Source organism: Allobosea sp. (genome assembly GCF_051860145.1).
Taxonomy (GTDB): domain Bacteria; phylum Pseudomonadota; class Alphaproteobacteria; order Rhizobiales; family Beijerinckiaceae; genus Allobosea.
In genome coordinates, this window is record NZ_JBHYEM010000014.1 from 77,483 (window position 1) to 93,288 (window position 15,806).

General features: G+C 68.7%; 16 protein-coding genes. 6 read left to right on the top strand and 10 right to left on the bottom strand.

Annotated features, from left to right (window positions below; all coding sequences use genetic code 11):
• Window positions 1–3: 3 nt before the first annotated feature.
• Genes ACTIF2_RS20245 through ACTIF2_RS20265 form a run of 5 tightly spaced genes read left to right on the top strand, consistent with a single transcriptional unit; the run spans window position 4 to window position 4,775 of the window.
• Complete coding sequence (locus ACTIF2_RS20245) at window positions 4–507, top strand: tautomerase family protein (RefSeq protein WP_439498918.1); 504 nt, start codon at window positions 4–6, stop codon at window positions 505–507.
• The gene (locus ACTIF2_RS20250; protein WP_439498919.1) at window positions 504–1,895 is read left to right on the top strand and encodes an FAD-dependent oxidoreductase; all 1,392 of its coding nucleotides are present in this window, start codon (window positions 504–506) and stop codon (window positions 1,893–1,895) included. Before ACTIF2_RS20245 ends, ACTIF2_RS20250 begins: the two co-directional genes overlap by 4 nt.
• A gap of 23 nt (window positions 1,896–1,918) precedes the next feature.
• Window positions 1,919–2,677 (top strand): aspartate/glutamate racemase family protein, encoded by a 759-nt coding sequence (locus ACTIF2_RS20255; RefSeq protein ID WP_439498920.1) that lies wholly within the window; start codon window positions 1,919–1,921, stop codon window positions 2,675–2,677.
• 11 nt (window positions 2,678–2,688) lie between these two features.
• Entirely contained in the window at window positions 2,689–3,405 is a 717-nt protein-coding gene (locus ACTIF2_RS20260; RefSeq protein WP_439498921.1) for an aspartate/glutamate racemase family protein, read from the top strand.
• Window positions 3,402–4,775: an MmgE/PrpD family protein gene (locus tag ACTIF2_RS20265; RefSeq protein WP_439498922.1), complete on the top strand. Its 1,374-nt coding sequence runs from the start codon at window positions 3,402–3,404 to the stop codon at window positions 4,773–4,775. Before ACTIF2_RS20260 ends, ACTIF2_RS20265 begins: the two co-directional genes overlap by 4 nt.
• Before the next feature lie 9 nt (window positions 4,776–4,784).
• Here the strand turns inward: ACTIF2_RS20265 and ACTIF2_RS20270 are convergent, their stop codons facing one another.
• From ACTIF2_RS20270 to ACTIF2_RS20300, 7 genes are all read right to left on the bottom strand, one after another.
• The gene (locus ACTIF2_RS20270; RefSeq protein WP_439498923.1) at window positions 4,785–5,960 is read right to left on the bottom strand and encodes an FAD-dependent oxidoreductase; all 1,176 of its coding nucleotides are present in this window, start codon (window positions 5,958–5,960) and stop codon (window positions 4,785–4,787) included.
• A gap of 96 nt (window positions 5,961–6,056) precedes the next feature.
• The gene (locus ACTIF2_RS20275) at window positions 6,057–6,923 is read right to left on the bottom strand and encodes an isocitrate lyase/PEP mutase family protein (protein ID WP_439498924.1); all 867 of its coding nucleotides are present in this window, start codon (window positions 6,921–6,923) and stop codon (window positions 6,057–6,059) included.
• 2 nt (window positions 6,924–6,925) lie between these two features.
• Window positions 6,926–8,230, bottom strand: coding sequence for a TRAP transporter large permease (locus ACTIF2_RS20280; protein ID WP_439498925.1), 1,305 nt, complete (start codon window positions 8,228–8,230; stop codon window positions 6,926–6,928).
• Complete coding sequence (locus ACTIF2_RS20285) at window positions 8,227–8,718, bottom strand: TRAP transporter small permease (protein ID WP_439498926.1); 492 nt, start codon at window positions 8,716–8,718, stop codon at window positions 8,227–8,229. Before ACTIF2_RS20285 ends, ACTIF2_RS20280 begins: the two co-directional genes overlap by 4 nt.
• A 76-nt stretch (window positions 8,719–8,794) precedes the next feature.
• Window positions 8,795–9,799, bottom strand: coding sequence for a TRAP transporter substrate-binding protein (locus tag ACTIF2_RS20290; protein ID WP_439498927.1), 1,005 nt, complete (start codon window positions 9,797–9,799; stop codon window positions 8,795–8,797).
• A gap of 39 nt (window positions 9,800–9,838) precedes the next feature.
• Window positions 9,839–11,155 carry a phenylacetate--CoA ligase family protein gene (locus ACTIF2_RS20295; RefSeq protein WP_439498928.1) on the bottom strand — a complete coding sequence of 439 codons (1,317 nt, stop codon included), beginning with the start codon at window positions 11,153–11,155 and terminating at the stop codon, window positions 9,839–9,841.
• Window positions 11,152–11,946 (bottom strand): citryl-CoA lyase, encoded by a 795-nt coding sequence (locus ACTIF2_RS20300; RefSeq protein ID WP_439498929.1) that lies wholly within the window; start codon window positions 11,944–11,946, stop codon window positions 11,152–11,154. Before ACTIF2_RS20300 ends, ACTIF2_RS20295 begins: the two co-directional genes overlap by 4 nt.
• Before the next feature lie 139 nt (window positions 11,947–12,085).
• Between ACTIF2_RS20300 and ACTIF2_RS20305 the strand changes: the two genes are divergently transcribed.
• Window positions 12,086–12,799: a GntR family transcriptional regulator gene (locus tag ACTIF2_RS20305; protein ID WP_439498930.1), complete on the top strand. Its 714-nt coding sequence runs from the start codon at window positions 12,086–12,088 to the stop codon at window positions 12,797–12,799.
• A gap of 27 nt (window positions 12,800–12,826) precedes the next feature.
• Here ACTIF2_RS20305 and ACTIF2_RS20310 read toward each other — a convergent pair whose 3' ends face one another.
• From ACTIF2_RS20310 to ACTIF2_RS20320, 3 genes are read right to left on the bottom strand one after another with little or no spacing between them, the layout of a single operon-like run.
• The gene (locus ACTIF2_RS20310) at window positions 12,827–14,338 is read right to left on the bottom strand and encodes a tripartite tricarboxylate transporter permease (RefSeq protein ID WP_439498931.1); all 1,512 of its coding nucleotides are present in this window, start codon (window positions 14,336–14,338) and stop codon (window positions 12,827–12,829) included.
• Complete coding sequence (locus ACTIF2_RS20315; RefSeq protein WP_439498932.1) at window positions 14,335–14,838, bottom strand: tripartite tricarboxylate transporter TctB family protein; 504 nt, start codon at window positions 14,836–14,838, stop codon at window positions 14,335–14,337. Before ACTIF2_RS20315 ends, ACTIF2_RS20310 begins: the two co-directional genes overlap by 4 nt.
• Window positions 14,829–15,797 (bottom strand): tripartite tricarboxylate transporter substrate binding protein, encoded by a 969-nt coding sequence (locus ACTIF2_RS20320; RefSeq protein WP_439498933.1) that lies wholly within the window; start codon window positions 15,795–15,797, stop codon window positions 14,829–14,831. The genes ACTIF2_RS20315 and ACTIF2_RS20320 overlap by 10 nt, the downstream gene beginning before the upstream one ends.
• Window positions 15,798–15,806 lie beyond the last annotated feature (9 nt).

A 15,806-nucleotide genomic window follows, 5' to 3' on the forward strand; every position in this document is an offset into this window, starting at 1 on the left:
GCCATGCCTGTCGTCGAGACGACCATCATCCAGGGCTATGACGACGCCACCAAGGCGCGGCTGCTCAAGGGCATGACGCGCGTCGTGCGCTCGGTCATGGCCGCGCCGCCGGACGGCGTCGTGACGATCCTGCGCGAGCTCGCGCCGAGCTCGTATGCGCGCGGTGGCGTCTCGCGCGTGCCCGGCCCACCGCTGCCACCATCGACCGAAGTCGCGGCCGCGCTGGCCGAGGCGATGGCCAAGGGCGATGCCGAGGCCGCCGGCAAGCTGGTGACGGACGGCTTCGTCGCGATCGACGCGCAAGGACGCAGCCTCGGCCTTGCCGAAGCGCTCAAGGCCTCGGCTGGGCTCGGCAAGAGCTATGAGCAGTTCGTCGAGGCGCTGACCGATGATGGCTGTCTCGTTTTCGGCCATGGCACCTTGAAGGGCGGGGCGCGCTTCATCGACCGCTTCCGGCTGGCCGGGCCGGTCATATCCGAGCAGGTGAGCTGGGGCGTGCCGGCGTGAGCGTCCGGCCTGCCAGTGAGGCCTCGCCGAAGCGGATTGTCGATATCGTGGTCGTCGGGGCGGGGGCTGCGGGCCTGTGCGCTGCCCTGGCGGCTCGCGACGCGGGCGCGACGGTCGTCGTGCTCGAACGCGACGCCGAGCCGGCTGGCAATACGGCGCTGACACTCGGCATGCTGCCCGGCGCGGGCACGCGTTTCCAACGCGAGAAGGGCATCGAGGACACGCCCGAACTCTTCCTCACCGACATCATGGCCAAGGCCAAGGGCAAGACCGATCCGGTTCTTGCAAAAACCGTCGCGGAAGCTTCGGGCCCGGCGGTCGAATGGCTGGTCGATCGCCATGGCGTCCATTTCGAGCTGCTCGACGACATCCTCTATCCCGGCCATTCCCGCCTTCGCTATCACGTGCCGAAGGGCCGGACGGGTGTCGAGATGGAGCAGGGGCTGTTGCGCGCGGCGCGCGCGGCGGGCGTCGAGGTTGTGACCTCGGCCCTCGTCGAGACGCTGTTCGCCGAGGCAGGCGGCCGCGTCGCTGCCCTGGGCTACCGCGACGGCAACAGAGCCGAGCGCCAGATCGGTTGCCGGGCGCTGGTGCTCGCGACCGGCGGCTATGGCGCCGATCCGGCCGCCGTCGCCCGCCATATCCCGGACATGGCTGAGGCCGTCTATTGCGGCCATGACGGCAGCCGGGGCGAGGCGCTCGCCTGGGGGGCGGCGCTGGGTGCGGCCAGCGCCGATCTCGGCGGCTACCAGGGCCATTGCGTCGCTGCCGGCCCGAACCTGCCGCTGACCTGGGCGCTGGTCATTCGCGGCGGCTTCCAGGTCAATCGCGAGGGACGCCGTTTCTCGAACGAGATGAGCGGCTATTCCGAGCAGGCCTCGGCCGTGCTCGCCCAGCCTGGCGGCACCGCCTGGACGATCTATGACCGGCGCTGCGAGGAACCGGCCCTGACCTTCCAGGATTATCATCGTGTGCTGGAGGCGGGAGCCATCGTCTCGGCTGACAGCGTCGAGGGGCTCGCCGAGGTCACGGGCCTGCCGGCGGAGGCGCTGAAGGCCAGCTTCGCCGAGGTGGAAAGCTACGCCTCGGGTGAGGCGGCGGACCCGTTCGGGCGCGATCTCACCGGCAATCCTCGACTACGGCCGCCTTACCTCGCGGCCGAGGTGCGCGGCGCGCTGTTCCATACCCAGGGCGGCCTTTCGGTCGATGTCGATGCGCGCGTCCTGCGCGCCGACGGGTCGGCGCTGCCAAATCTTTTCGCCGCCGGCGGCGCCGCGCGCGGCCTCTCGGGGCCGTCATCCTGGGGCTATCTCGGCGGCAACGGCCTTCTGACCGCCGTCGTGCTCGGCCGCTTCGCCGGTGCGGGCGCCGCGCGCCTCGCATCGTGACATTTCAAGGAGAGCAAGCCGCCATGGCCAGGGTGCTGGTGATCGTGCCGTTTCCGATGGATGCGGAGAACCTGGAGAAGCGCAAGGCGCAGCTCGGCTCGGTGAAACTGGGCGAGGGCATCGATTTCGAGTTCCGCCCGGTGCGGATCGCGCCGGCGAACTATGTCAGCCAGCAGGATTCGGTACTGGCCGATATCGGCATCCTCGAGGCGGGCATCACCGCGCAGGAGGAAGGTTTCGACGCTGTCTGCATCGACACCGTCAGCGATTCCGGCATGTCGGCGCTGCGCTCGGTCCTCGACATTCCGGTGATCGGCGCGGGGCGCCACGCCATGCTGGCGGCGCTGATGCTCGGCGAAAAATTCTCGATCCTGGCGATGTGGGACCGCTGGCGCCATCTCTACACCAAGACGCTGGCCGAGCTCGGGCTCGCCCATAAATGCGCCTCGCTGCGCTCCGCCGGCCTGCAGCCCAACAACCAGAGCCTGCTCGCCGGCAAGGAGGACGAGTTCTTCCCGGCGCTGCACAAGGCGGCGATGGCCTGCATCGAGGAGGACGGTGCCGACGTCATCATCCTCGGCTCGACCACGATGCACGAGGCCCACGCTTACCTCGCCGAGCGCCTGCCGGTGCCGATCATCAATCCCGGCCCGCTGACCTACCGGCTGGCCGACGCCGCGATCAAGCTGAAGCTCAGCCATAGCCGCATCGCCTATCCCGCGCCGCTCGAATCCGCCCGGGCACGTTTGCGTGCCATGGGCGAGCGCGCGGCCGGGCTCTGAGGGAGGACACGATGCCAAAGCTCCTGATGATCCTCGCGGCCGGTGCGGGGCCGGCCGATCCGGCCGCGGTCGTCGATTCCGACGCGTCCGTGGTGATCCGCCATGCCGAGGGAGGGCCCGCGGGCTTCGCGAGCGCCCATGACTGGGCCCTGGCCGATCTCGCTGTGCTCGCTGCCGGGCAGGGCGCCGAGACTGAGGGGTTCGACGCCGTCTGCCTCGGTGATTTCGGCGACTATGGCGCCGGCGCGTTGCGTTCGGTCCTGTCGGTGCCGGTCGTGGCGGCCGGGCGCAGCGCCATGCTGCACGCGCTGACGCTGGGCTCGCGCTTCTCGGTGCTCGTGCCGGCCTCCGGCTATAACCGGGCGAAGAAACTCGTCAGCGAATATGGGCTCGGAGCCCAATGCGCCTCGGTTCGCGCCTTTTCCGCCGCCGAAGGCGAGCAGGGTGGAGCGGCTTTCGCGGCGGCCCTCGCCGTCGCCAAGGCCTGCGTCGAGGAGGACGGAGCCGATGTGCTGTGCCTCGCCAGCACCGGGGACGATCTTGCCGCACAGCTTGCGACCGAGCTGACTGTGCCGGTCGTCGACCCCTTGCTGCTGACGCTGAAGCTGGCCGAAAGCTTTCTCGGGCTCGGCCTGGGGCAAAGCCGCCGCGCCTGGCCCGAGCCGCAGGTCCGCAAGCCCGAGCTCGTCGCCGCGCTCGTAGCCGTCGCGGTTGAGAGCGGGTCGTGAGCGCCGCGCCGCAACCGGTCCGGACCGAACCCTCCACGACCGCCAAAGCCCTGGCAGCGCTCGCCATGTCACTGCGGCTCGGCGACGTCCCGGCCGAGGTCGTCGCCCATGCGAAGCTGATCGTGCGCGACACGGTCGGCGTCATGCTCGCCGGCTCGCGCCTGCCGGAAATCCGCAACCTCGCCGCGCTCGCGCCAACGCTTGGCCAGGGCCGGGCGTCGCTGTTCGGCACGAAGCTCACCGCCGCTGCCCATGTCGCGGCGCTGGTCAACGGTGCTGGCGGCGTCTCGCTCGAGCTCGACGAGGGCAACCAGTTCGCGATCAACCACCCGGCGGTCCACATCATGCCGGCGCTCTGGGCTCTTGCCGAGGAGCTGGATTGCTCCGGCGCGATCTTCCTCGAAGCCTTCATTGCCGGCTACGAGATCGCCGTGCGCGTCGGCCGTGCGACGAAGCTGCGCGATGCGGTCCACCCCTTCGGCACGCATGCGATCATCGGGACGGCCGTTGGCGCGGCGCGCCTGCTCGGCCTCGACGCCGCGGCGACGGCACAGGCGATCGAGCTTGCGGCAGGGCTGAGCATCGCCTCGTCCCAGAACGCCGCCAATAGCGGCGCCTCGGTGCGCAATCTCTATACCGGCTTCACCAACCATAACGGGCTGCTGGCGGCGCGGCTGGCGCAGGCTGGGTTCAGCGGCGAGCCGGATGCGCTCGGAGCCGTCTTCGGCCGCATCCTCGGCGAGCGATTCACGCCCACGATCGAAGAGCGCTTCGAAACGTTCTTCCTGACGCGCAACTACTTCAAGATCTACGCCTGCAGCCGCTGGAACCACGCGCCGATCGAGGCCGCGGCGGCGATCCAGGCCGAGCATGCGCCGGATGTCGAGGCGATCGCCGCGGTCACGGTCTTCACCTACGACCCGGCGACCCGGCTCGGCGGCACGGCCGTCGCCAATGCTTACGCGGCGAAGCATTCCATCGCCTTCAACGTCGCGGCGCGCCTGCTCCATGGCAGCAATGCGCGCGAAGTCTATACCGACGAGATCGTGCGGGCTCCGGCCATGGCCGCGCTGATCGCCAAGGTCCGGGTGGAAGAGGACAGGGCGCTGACCGCGCTGCTGCCGGAGATCCGGGCGGCGCGTGTCGAAATCCGCCTGAAAACCGGCAAGACCTTTTCGGCCCGCTCGGATGTGCCGATCGGCGGCTTCGACAATCCACTGGGCGAGGAGGCGCTGCTTGGCAAGTTCCGCGATCTCGCCGGGCTCGCCATCCGCAGCGAGGCGGCGGAGAATCTGGCGCGTGAGATCGCGCGGATCGAGGAGCTCCCGCGGCTGGGCGATCTGGCGGGCGATATCCAGGCGGCGCTCTGAGCGCCTCGTTCACGGCGTCCGGTCGCGGTCGAACTCCGAGAACATTGCCATGAAGCGCCGGTCGATCCAGTCCTTCCAGCGCCAGACGAGCCTTCCTTCGAGCGAAAACCAAGTGCCACGTCCGGCGATGGCGCTACCGTCGCCGGTCATCAGCAGGGTGAGGAATTCGCGCTGGGGCTGGTGCCTGGGGATCGGCTCGCCGCCGAGCACCGCCCTCAGGCCGCGCACCAGCGCCGGCCCCTGCCTTACGGCGAAGACGCCCGCCTTCGGCCGCGGATCGGCCACCACCGTCGCGCAGTCGCCGACGGCGAAGATGGCGTCGTCGCCCAGGGCCTGAAGCGTCTCGCGGGTTTCCACCGAACCGTCCTTCGCCAGCGGCAGGCCGGTCCCGGCGAGCCATGACGGCGCGCGCGCATCGGTCGAGAGCAACACGGCGTCGGCCGGCAGCTCGCGGCCGTCCTGCGCCCGCAAGGATCGTGCGGTGATCGCCACGACCCGGAAGTCGCTGACGAAACCGATGCGGTGCCGGGCGAGGGCCGCCTCGACCTTGCGACGGACGCTGTCGTTCAGGGCCGGCACGAGCCCTTCGGCGCTGGCCAGGACGAGATCGAAGCTTGCGGGATCGATCCCCCAGCCCGGCGCCTCGCGGTTCAGGCGGGCGCGCATGGCGAAGGCGAGCTCGACCCCGGCCGCGCCGCCGCCGACGATGGCGATCCGGCGCGGACCATCGGGCTTTTGCAGCGCTTTCAGAAGCGCATCCAGGCGCGTCAGGAAACCGCTGATTGGCTTGACCGGGATGCCATGCCGATCTGCCCCCTCGATCCCGGAGAGGTCGGGCGCGATGCCGACATTCAGCGAGAGCAGGTCGTAGGAGATCGTTGCGCCGTCGGCGAGCAGCAGGCGCTTCCCCGACCGGTCGAGCCCGATCGCGGCGGCGTGGATCAGCCGCGTGCCGGTCGCCCGCGCCAGGCGCGCCAGGTCGATATGCATCTCCTCGACGGCGTAGAGACCGGCGACGCAGCCGGGCAGCATGCCGGAATAGGGCGTGGTCAGCCGATCGGTCACGAGGGTCAGGCGCAGCCGCGGCTCGGGCTGGCGGGCGAAAGCGGTCATGACCTGGACATTGGTGTGCCCGCCGCCGACGAGGATGAGGTCGACGGGCCCGGCGTCGCGGAGATCCGTCATGCCGCTGCCGGCTCAGGTCGGGTGGGGAAAGCATCTCGCGAGGTCACGCCGCAGAATAACGAGGCATGCGGTGCTTGCCAGTTCCAAATCGCCGTCTCAGTTCTCGGTTTCGGCATGCGCCTTGTCGAAGGCCCAGACCCGCTCGAAGCCCATCAGCCGGGTGACCGCGTCGAAGGGCTCGAGCGCACCAGTGAAATCCCTGGTCGAGCCTTCGCGTGCGATCGTCGCATAGACCGATCGCAGCGCCGCCGCCTGGGCGAGCAGGCCGGAGACGGGGAAGATCGCGAGCTTGTAGCCGAACTCTTCCAGTTCCGCCTTCGACAGGATCGGGGTGCGGCCGCCCTCGACCATGTTGGCGAGCAGCGGGGCGTCGAGGGCGCGGCCGATCCGGGCCATCTCCTCGATGCTCTCGGGTGACTCGATGAACAGGATGTCGGCGCCGGCCTTGAGAAAGGCCTCGCCGCGCCGGAGCGCCTCGTCGAGCCCGAGGCTGGTGCGGGCGTCGGTCCGCGCCACGATCAGGAAATCGCGCGAGCTGCGGGCCTGCGCCGCGACCTTGATGCGCCGGACCGCGTCGGCGACGGGCACCACGCGGCGGCCGGGCGTGTGGCCGCATTTCTTCGGAAATTCCTGATCCTCGAGCTGGATCGCGGCCGCGCCCGCCGCCTCGTAGCCGCGCACGGTGTGGTCGATATTGAGCAGGCCGCCATAGCCGGTGTCGCCGTCGGCGATCAGCGGCGCCCGCGTGCCTTCCGCCATCAGCCGGACGCGGCCGACCATGTCGGAATAGGTCGCGAGCCCGGCATCCGGCAGGCCGAGATGCGATGCGACCACGCCAAAGCCGGTCATGTAGAGCGCGTCGAAGCCGATCGCGTCGGCGATGCGGGCCGAGACCATGTCGTGGATGCCGGGCGCGACCAGCAGCCCCGGCTGCTTCAGGCGGGCGGCGAGCGTGGCGGTCATGGTCAACCCATCAGCAGGCGCGGCAGGAACAGGGTGATCGCCGGGAAGGCGACGAGCAGCGCCACCCGGGTGAGATCGGCCATCAGGAAGGGCACGATGCCGGCCGCGGCCGTCTCGAACTTGATCGAGCCTGAGACGGCGACGATCACGAAGAGATTCATGCCGACGGGCGGCGTGATCAGCCCGATCTCGACCACCGAGGTCACCAGGATACCGAACCAGACCGGATCGTAGCCGAGCTTGACGATCAGCGGGAAGAAGATCGGCAGGGTGATCAGCATCATCGACAGGCTGTCGAGGAAGCAGCCGAGGATGATGTAGACGACGAGGATCAGGATCAGCACGCCGAGCGGCGGCAATTGCAGCCAGTTGATGCCGTCGAGCAGCATGTTCGGCAGCGTCGAGGTCTCGATGAAGAATTGCAGGATCGAGGTGCCGACCAGGATCATGAAGATCATGCCCGTGGTCACCGCCGTCTCCATCAGCGATTCCCGGACGACCTCCCAGGTCAGCTTGCGCCGGAAGGCGGCGAGCACCATCGCGCCGAAGGCGCCGACCGCGGCCGCTTCCGTCGGCGAGGCGATGCCGAGATAGATCGAGCCCATCACCGAGCCGAAGAGCAGCAGGACCGGCCCCATCTGCCGGAAGGCCTCGATGCGCTTGGCGCCGTCGAGCCGGGGCGAGAGCGGCGCGGCTTTCGGGCGCAGGCGGGCGATGATGTAGACCGTGATCATGTAGAGCCCGGCCGCCATGAAGCCCGGCACCATGCCGGCGAGGAACATCCGGCCGATCGATTGCTCGGTCATGATCGCATAGATGACCATGATGATGCTGGGCGGGATCAGGATGCCGAGCGTGCCGCCGGCCGCGACGGTGCCGGCCGTCAGGCGGTCGTCATAGCCGACGGCGCGCATCGAGGGGATCGCGACGCGCGCCATCGTCGCGGCGGTGGCGAGGCTCGAGCCGCAGACCGAGCCGAACAGCGCGCAGGCGCCGATCGTGGCGGAGGCCAGGCCGCCGCGCCAATGGCCGATCAGCGCATGCAGCGACTGGAACAATGAGGCGGAGAGTCCGGCGCGGGCGGCGAAGGCGCCCATCATCACGAAGAGCGGGATGACCGAGAGCGTATAGGGAAAGACGGTGACGAAGGGCTGCGAGCCGAGCACGAAGCCGAGGCTGAACCAGCCATTGATGGCGACGCCGCCGACGATGCCGACGACGCCCATGGCGATGGCGACGGGCACGCGCAGTGCGATCAGCGCCAGCAGCGCGAAAATTCCGATCGATCCGATGGCAGCGGGGCTCAATGGACGGCCTCCTCGACGCGAGTTGAGGGGAGCCCGTTGCGCATGAGATCGAGCGCGACGACGAGAAGGCTGACGACCGACAGGCCGATGCCAATGAGGAACGGAGCCCAGTACCAGCTCATCGGGATTCCGATGGTCTGGCTGCGGTCTCCGCCGGAGATCTCGATCAGCGCCTGCTGCAGGGAGAACCAGAATACGCCGGCCAGAAAGACGGCGCCGAGGAGGGCGGCGAAGATGCGCAGCGCAACCTGGATCCGCACTGGCAGCTTTTCGGTGAAGAGGTCGATCGCGACATGCTGATCGGTCGCGAAGCCATAGGGGATCGCCAGCATCGCGCCGATCATGACGCAGAGCTGGCCGAGATCGACGGCGCCATGGACCGTGCCGGTCGTCAGGCTGCGCAAGCTGATATCGACGATGGTCAGCGCCACCGCCGCGAGGAAGGCCAGCGTGCCGGCCAGCGCCAGAAACCTGGTTGCCCTGATCATGGGAAATCCGCTCGGGAGGGAAACGAGGGCGGGCCGGGGGTCGTGTGACGCCGGCCCGCCTGGGGAACGGGGGGCGCTACTCGTATTTCTTCAGGGCCGCGACCATCGCCTCATAGGTCTTGCGCGAGCCCGGAACGGCCTTTTCCTGCTCGGCGACATAGTCGTCGACGACCTTCTGCAGGCGCGTCCGCCAGGCGTCGCGGCTGGCATCGGGCAGGTCGCGGATCGTGTTGCCGGCCTTCTTGGCCGCATCGATCGCGATCTGGTCGGTGTCCTTCCACCACTTGCCCCAGTTCTGGGCGAAGAAGACCTTGCTGTCGTCGAACAGCTTCTTGATATCGGGCGGCAGCGCGTTGTAGCGCCGCTCGTTCATCAGCGTGTACATCGCGACGGCGTCGATGCGGGCATTGAGGTGGTTCTTCAGCACCTCATGCAGCTTGAAGGCGCCGACCGGTCCCCAGGGCATGACATTGCCGTCGACCACGCCGCGCTCGACATTCTCGTAGATCTGCGTCGGCGGCAGGCCGACCGGCGTGGCGCCCAGTGCGTTCAGGATTGCGGTGACGCTCGGCGTCGGCGCCCGCAGGCGCAGGCCCTTGACCTGGTCGAGATCGGCGACGGGTGATTTCGTATGGATCGCGCTCGGCTCGGTCACCGTCATCGAGAGCATCACGGTGCCGGGAAAATCGGCCTTGAGATGCTCGTCATAGAGCTCGGTCAGCGCCTTGGTGCCGGCCTCGGCCGTCTTGATGGTGAAGGGCAGCTCGATCAGCGTCGAGCGCGGATGGCGGCCGCGCGGGATCGCGGGGATGCCGATCGCGATGTCGACCACGCCGCCGCGCACCTGGTCGAACTGGCGCGTGGCGTCGCCCAGCGCCGAGCCCGCCGCGAAGATCTGGATCTTCACGCGGCCGTTCGATTTCTCCTCGAGCGACTTCGCCCAGGGCTCGAGCACGAGCGTCTGGATGAAATGCGTCGGCGGGAACATGTGCGAGAGCTTGAGCTCGACCTCGGCCGCGAAGGCCGGGCCCGCCGATATGAGCCCGGCGAGGGCGCCCAGCAGGGCATGTCTCAGTTTCATCTTATCCTCCCTGATGATGTTCTTATTGGAACGGGCCGTTCAGACGGCCTCGCTGAAATCCAGGATCTTCGACTTGTAGTCGGTTCGGGGCAGCGCTCCTTGCGGCACCAGCTTGACCGCCGTGGTCACGACGAGCACCGCCCGGATCTCCTTCTGGATGCTGTCGGCGAGGTCGGGCGAGGCCTTGACGCCCTCGCCGAGCTCGACCACGACCGGCAGCGGCGGCTCCTGCTTGACGCCCTTGACCTTGGGCCGCACGGCGATGACGCCGCTGACCTTGGGCGCGAAGCGGTTCACCACCTCTCGGACCGCCGACGGGAAGAGGTTGACGCCGCGCACGATCAGCATGTCGTCGGTGCGGCCGATGCAGCGCACGCGCGGCGAGGTCCGGCCGCAGGGGCAGGGCGAGTTCCAGAACATGACATGGTCGCGCGTGCGGAAGCGCAGCAGCGGGGCTGCCTCGCGCGCCAGATGGGTCAGGACCAGTTCGCCGGTGGCGCCGTCCTCGAGCGGGACCGGTTCGCCGGTCTCCGGATCGATCAGCTCGATATGGACGAAGCCGCGGCCGCTGAAATGCATGCCGTTCTGGTGCTCGCATTCGCCCCAGAGCGAGACCGAGATGTCGCCGATGCCCATGGCCTCGGTGACCTTGGCGCCCCAGGCCTCCTCGAGCTTGCCGCGCATGGCGGGCTCGCCGCCGCCGGGTTCGCCGGCGACCAGGATATGCTCGACCGAGCTCGATTTGAGGTCGATGCCGCGATCCTTCGCCCATTCCGACAGGTGGAAGGCGTAGGACGGCGTGCAGCCCAGTATCTGCGGCTTGAGCAGCTTCACCGCCGCCATCAGCCGTTCGGTATTGCCGCTGCCGACCGGGATGTGACAGAGGCCGAGGCGGTTGAACGCGTCGAGCGCGGCGCCGGCGACGAAGGGCCCGGCATTATAGGTGCTGACCATGCGCTCGCCGGCCTTGACGCCAGCCGCCGCATAGGAGCGCGACGAGGTCAGGACCCAGCGTTCGAGATCGTTCGGGGTCAATGGGATATAGCTCGGGATGCCGGTCGTGCCGCTGGTCGAGAAGACGCGGCAGACCTTTTCCAGCGGCACTGCGATATGGGTGCCGATCGGATCGGCCTCGGAACGGCTGGCGCGCAGCTCGTCCTTCTCGGTGAAGGGCAGGTGCCGGATGTCGTCCAGGCTCCCCGCCGAGGCGGAGCTCCTGAAGCCCGCATCCCCGAGCTTCTTCCGGTAGAATTTCGAATTGTCGAAGAGATAGTCGAGCTGCTTGCGATAGGCCGGCTCGTCGATGCCTTGCTGTTCGGCCCAGGGGCGGCTCTCGATCTCGGGCTGGAACATCATGATGCGGCGGCTCCTTCGCGTTCATAGGCGATGGCGCTTTCGCCGTGATGGGACATCAGGAAGCCGATCGGCCGCTCCTGCTCCTCGGCCAGGTGGCCGAGCACGCCGGCCGTCCGCGCCAGGATCGGGATCGCCTTGATCATCGTCGCCGGGAAGTCGAGGTCGAGCAGCACGGCCGCGATCGGCATGGAGACGTTCATCGGCATCGGCTTGCCCCAGGCTTCGGCGACCGCGGGCTGGAAGGCCGTGGCGAGCGTGAGATGCGGCCCGACAATCCCCTCGCGCTCGGCAAGCGCCAGGATGCGTTGCGTGCGCGGATCGACCGGATGATGGATGGGGTGGCCGAATCCCGGCATCTTGCCGCGGCGAGCGCGGATGGCCGACGCCATGTCGAGAGCCACAGCGGCCGGTGCCTCGCCGGCGGCGACCCGTTTCTGCGCTGCGACCAGCAGGTCGCCGCAGAGCTGCGAGGTGCCGAGCACCACCGTGCCGCAGCCGAGGATGCCGGCTGCCACTGCGGCCTGGAGGCAATCTGGATCGGCGGCCAACGTCATCCGCGCGGCCTGGGCCGTCGGGGTGAGGCCGTGCTCGGCGATGGCAACCAGCAGCACATCGAGGAAGAAGCGCTGCTTCTCCGACGGCGTCTTGCCGGTGACGAGCAGGAAGAAGAACTCGGTGAAGTTCACCCCGCCCATCAGGTCATTGGTGAGATCGCGCCCGCGGATTTCGATGCTGGCGGCATCCGCGGTGCAGATCGAGGTTTTGCCGGGGCCGGCGCTGCCGATCAGCATCGCGGCCTCCGTCCGGGACGGGTGCGCATGTCGTCGCTCCTTGGGTTTCCTCAGAGGTCAATTCGACCTTCAGTTTTGTAGGACAATATTGGAGTGCAAAAGCTTGTCAAGCCGCCTCGGCCAAGGCATAGATGCCGGCATGCTCGATCCATCCGACCGCAACGACCTTATCGATGGCGAGGCCGCCGGGCGCGCCCGCGGCAACACGGTCGAGCGGGTCTTCCTGCATCTCAAGGACGGCATTCTCAGCGGCCGCTATGCGCCAGGTCAGCGCCTGATCGAGGCTGATCTGACGGTCGAGCTCGCCGTCAGCCGCGGGCCGCTGCGCGAGGCCTTTCGCAAGCTCACCTCGGAAGGGCTGGTCGAGAGCGTGCCGAATCGCGGCGCCATCGTGCGGCGGCTGTCGCACCAGCAGACGCAGGAGCTGTTCCAGATCCGCGGCGCGCTCGAGGTGCTGGCCGCGCGGCTGGCAAGCGAGAATATCGGCCTGCCGGGCGTGAAGGCCCGGTTCGAGCAGGCGGTGGCGCCGATCTGGAGCGACGCGCCGCGCAACCTCGGCATGACCTATCTCGACGAGAACCGCATCTTCCACCAGGCCGTGGCCGATATCAGCGGCAACGAGCAGCTCGCCGTGCTGTGCCGGCAGATGCAGCTGCCGCTGATCATGCTCCAGCTCAGCGGGACGCTGACGCCGGAGACGCTGGCGCTGTCGAACAAGGAACACCGCCAGATCGCGGCCGCGATCCTGGCCGGCGACGCCAAGGGCGCGGCGCGCGGCATGGAGGCCCATCTCGAACGCGCCCGCCGTTTCGCCGACGGCTTGCCGCGCGGGATCTTCAGAACGGCCGACTGAGCCGGCTCGAAGCGCGTCATTCCAGTTCTAGCGCGCGGGCTCTCCGGAAGCCGCCTTTCCGCGCTCGCGCCAGGTCCGCCAGGCGGGCGTCAGCAGGATGGCGGCGCTGAGCCCGGCGAGGATGATCGCGATCGGCGTCGCGAGCAGGGCCGAGGCGTTGCCGCCGGAGATCGTCAGGGCGAGCCGCAACTGGCTCTCCACCATCGGCCCGAGCAGCAGGCCGAGCACGATCGGCGCGCTCGGATAATCGAGCCGCTCCAGCACATAGCCGACGAGCCCGACGCCGAGCAGCACCCAGAGGTCGAACAGCGAGTTGTTGACCGAATAGACCCCGACGGTGACGAAGAGCAGGATCACCGGCGCCAGTACGATCCGCGGCAGCCGCAGCACCTGACCGAAGATGCGCGTCGCCGCGAGGCCGCCGACTACGGCGAGCAGAAGCGACGTCACCAGGAATTGCAGCATGAAACCGTAGACGATGTCCGGGTGCTCGCGGAAGAGCTGCGGGCCGGGCCGCAGGCCGTGCACGAGCAGGCCGCCCAGGATCACCGCCGCGACCCCGGACCCCGGAATGCCGAGCGCCAGCGCCGGGATCAGCGAAGCGGCGTTGTCCGCCCCGTTGCCGCATTCGGAGGCCGCGACGCCCTCGGGATTGCCGTGGCCAAAAGTCTCGGGATTGCGGGCGACGCGCTTGGCCTCGTTATAGGCGAGGAAGGACGACATGCTGCCGCCGGCCCCGGGCAGAATGCCGATGATGATGCCGATGATCGAGCTGCGGATCCAGACCGGGGTGAAGAAGCGCCATTGGCTGAGCGCCGAGCCTTGCCGGCTGAGCTTGAGCTTGTCGCCGCTCATGCCGGTCTTGACCGCCTCCTCGACCATCTGCAGCACCGGCGGTACGGCGAACAGCCCGGTCAGCAGCACGATCGCGCTGAAGCCGTCGAGCAGGTCGAGCTGACCGAAGGTGAAGCGCTCCGTGCCGTTCGAGATGTCCTGGCCGACCGCGCCGATCAGGAGGCCGACGCCGCAGGCGATCAGGCCCTTGGGCAGGTCGTCGCCGAGCAGCGAGGAGACGGTCGCGAGCCCGAGGATGCCGAGCCAGAAATACTCGGTCGGGCCGAAAAGCAGGCTGAACGAGACCAAGGGCGGCGAGAGCAGGATCAGCGAGATCGAGGACAGCACGCTGCCGATCACGCCAGAGAGCAGCGCGACCTGGAGCGCATAGGCGGCCTGGCCCTTCTGGGTCATCTTGTAGCCGTCGAGCACGGTCGCGACCGAGGCCGGCGTGCCCGGCACCCGCATCAGGATGGCGGGGATCGCGCCGCCATAGGAGCCGCCATTATACATCCCGGCCATCATGCCGAGCGCGAAGAGCGGATCGAGCCCGAAGGTGAGGGGGATCAGCACCGCGAGCCCGGTGACGACGGTCAGGCCCGGTAGGCAACCGACGACGAGCCCGGCGATCAGCCCGATGAACATCGCGAGGATGTTCATCGGCGCGAAGACGAGCGGAACGGCGTGGAGCAGCGCGTCGATCATCTGAGCCGTCCCAGGAACGGGGAGAGGATATCGGGCGGGATCGGCCGCTCGAGCGCATAGACGAAGACCAGCAGGATGAAGACCACCGAGATGATCGCGACCGCTGCCGACAAGCCCCAGCGCCGGAAGCCGACGGCGGCAGGCAGCAGGATGCACAAGGCGAGGCTCGGCAGGATGAAGCCGAGGAGGCTGACCGCGACGAAATAGGCGACGAGCGTCGCGACGCCGATGGCGAGGCGCGGGCCATGCTCGGCGAAGCCGCCCGGCGTCGGGTTTCCGCGCTGCCGCCTGATCAGTTCGCGCAGGCCGATCCAGAGGCCGAGCGCGGCGATGCCGGCGCCGATCGCGATCGGATAGGCCGCGCTCTCGGTGGGGTAGGACGCCGCCGTCGCGATCACCGCGACGGCCGTCGCCACCAGCAGGGCCGCAAAGCCGATCTCGGCGAGGCTGCGCGCGCCGGAGCGCGCGGTCTCGGCTGCGGCCTGCGGCGTCACTTCCACGGCGTCGCCTTCCAGGTCGCCTCGAGATCGGTCGTGGCGCGATCGAGGAAGTCCTTGAACTGCGCCGAGGCGAGATATTGCAGCGGGATCTCGGCCTTCTTGGCGGCGTCGAGATATTCCGGATCCTTCAGGGCCTGGTCGATCGCCTTCTCGAGCTTGGCGATCACGTCGGCCGGGATGCCCTTGGGCGCCGCGATGCCGCGCGAGGCGCCGACGACGACATCATAGCCGCCCTCGCGGAAGGTGGGGGCGTCCGGCAGGTATGACGAGCGCTCGGCGCTCATCACGCCGATGACCTTGATGTTGCCCTCGCGCGCGATTTGCAGCGCCTCGCTCAGGTTCATCGTCGCGGCCGGTACATGGCCGCCGAGCACGGCCTGGCGCACGGGCGCCGTGCCGCCGAAGAAGGCGGGGGTGAACTTGGTGTCGGCGAGGCGCTGGAAGTTCAGCAACGCGATATGCTCGGAGGAGCCGCTGGCGCCGGAGGTGCCGATGACGATTGGCGTGCTCGCCTTCTTGGCGGCGTCGACCACGTCCTTCAGCGAGGCATAGGGGCTGGCCTTCGGCACGACCAGCACGCCGGGATCGTAGACGAGGTTGGCGACCGGCTGCAGGTCGCTCATCTTGAACTTGGTCTTGCCCTCGATGACGAGCGCGTTGATCGCGGGAGCGTTGATGAAGCCGATCGTATAGCCGTCCGGCTTGGCCTGGGCGACGGCGGTCCAGCCGATCTCGCCACCGGCGCCGGGCCTGTTGATGACGCCGATCCGGGCGCCCGAGCCAAGATATTTCTCCATGTAGCGCGCGATCGAGCGGGCGGCGACGTCGGTGCCGCCGCCGGGCGCAAAGGCGACGATCATCTCGATCGGCCTCTCGGGGTATTCGGCGCGGGCGGGGGCGGTGCTCAGGCCCGCGAGGAGCGTGGCTCCGAGGGCGGCGGCGATCGACAGCGTCTTCATGATCGACTC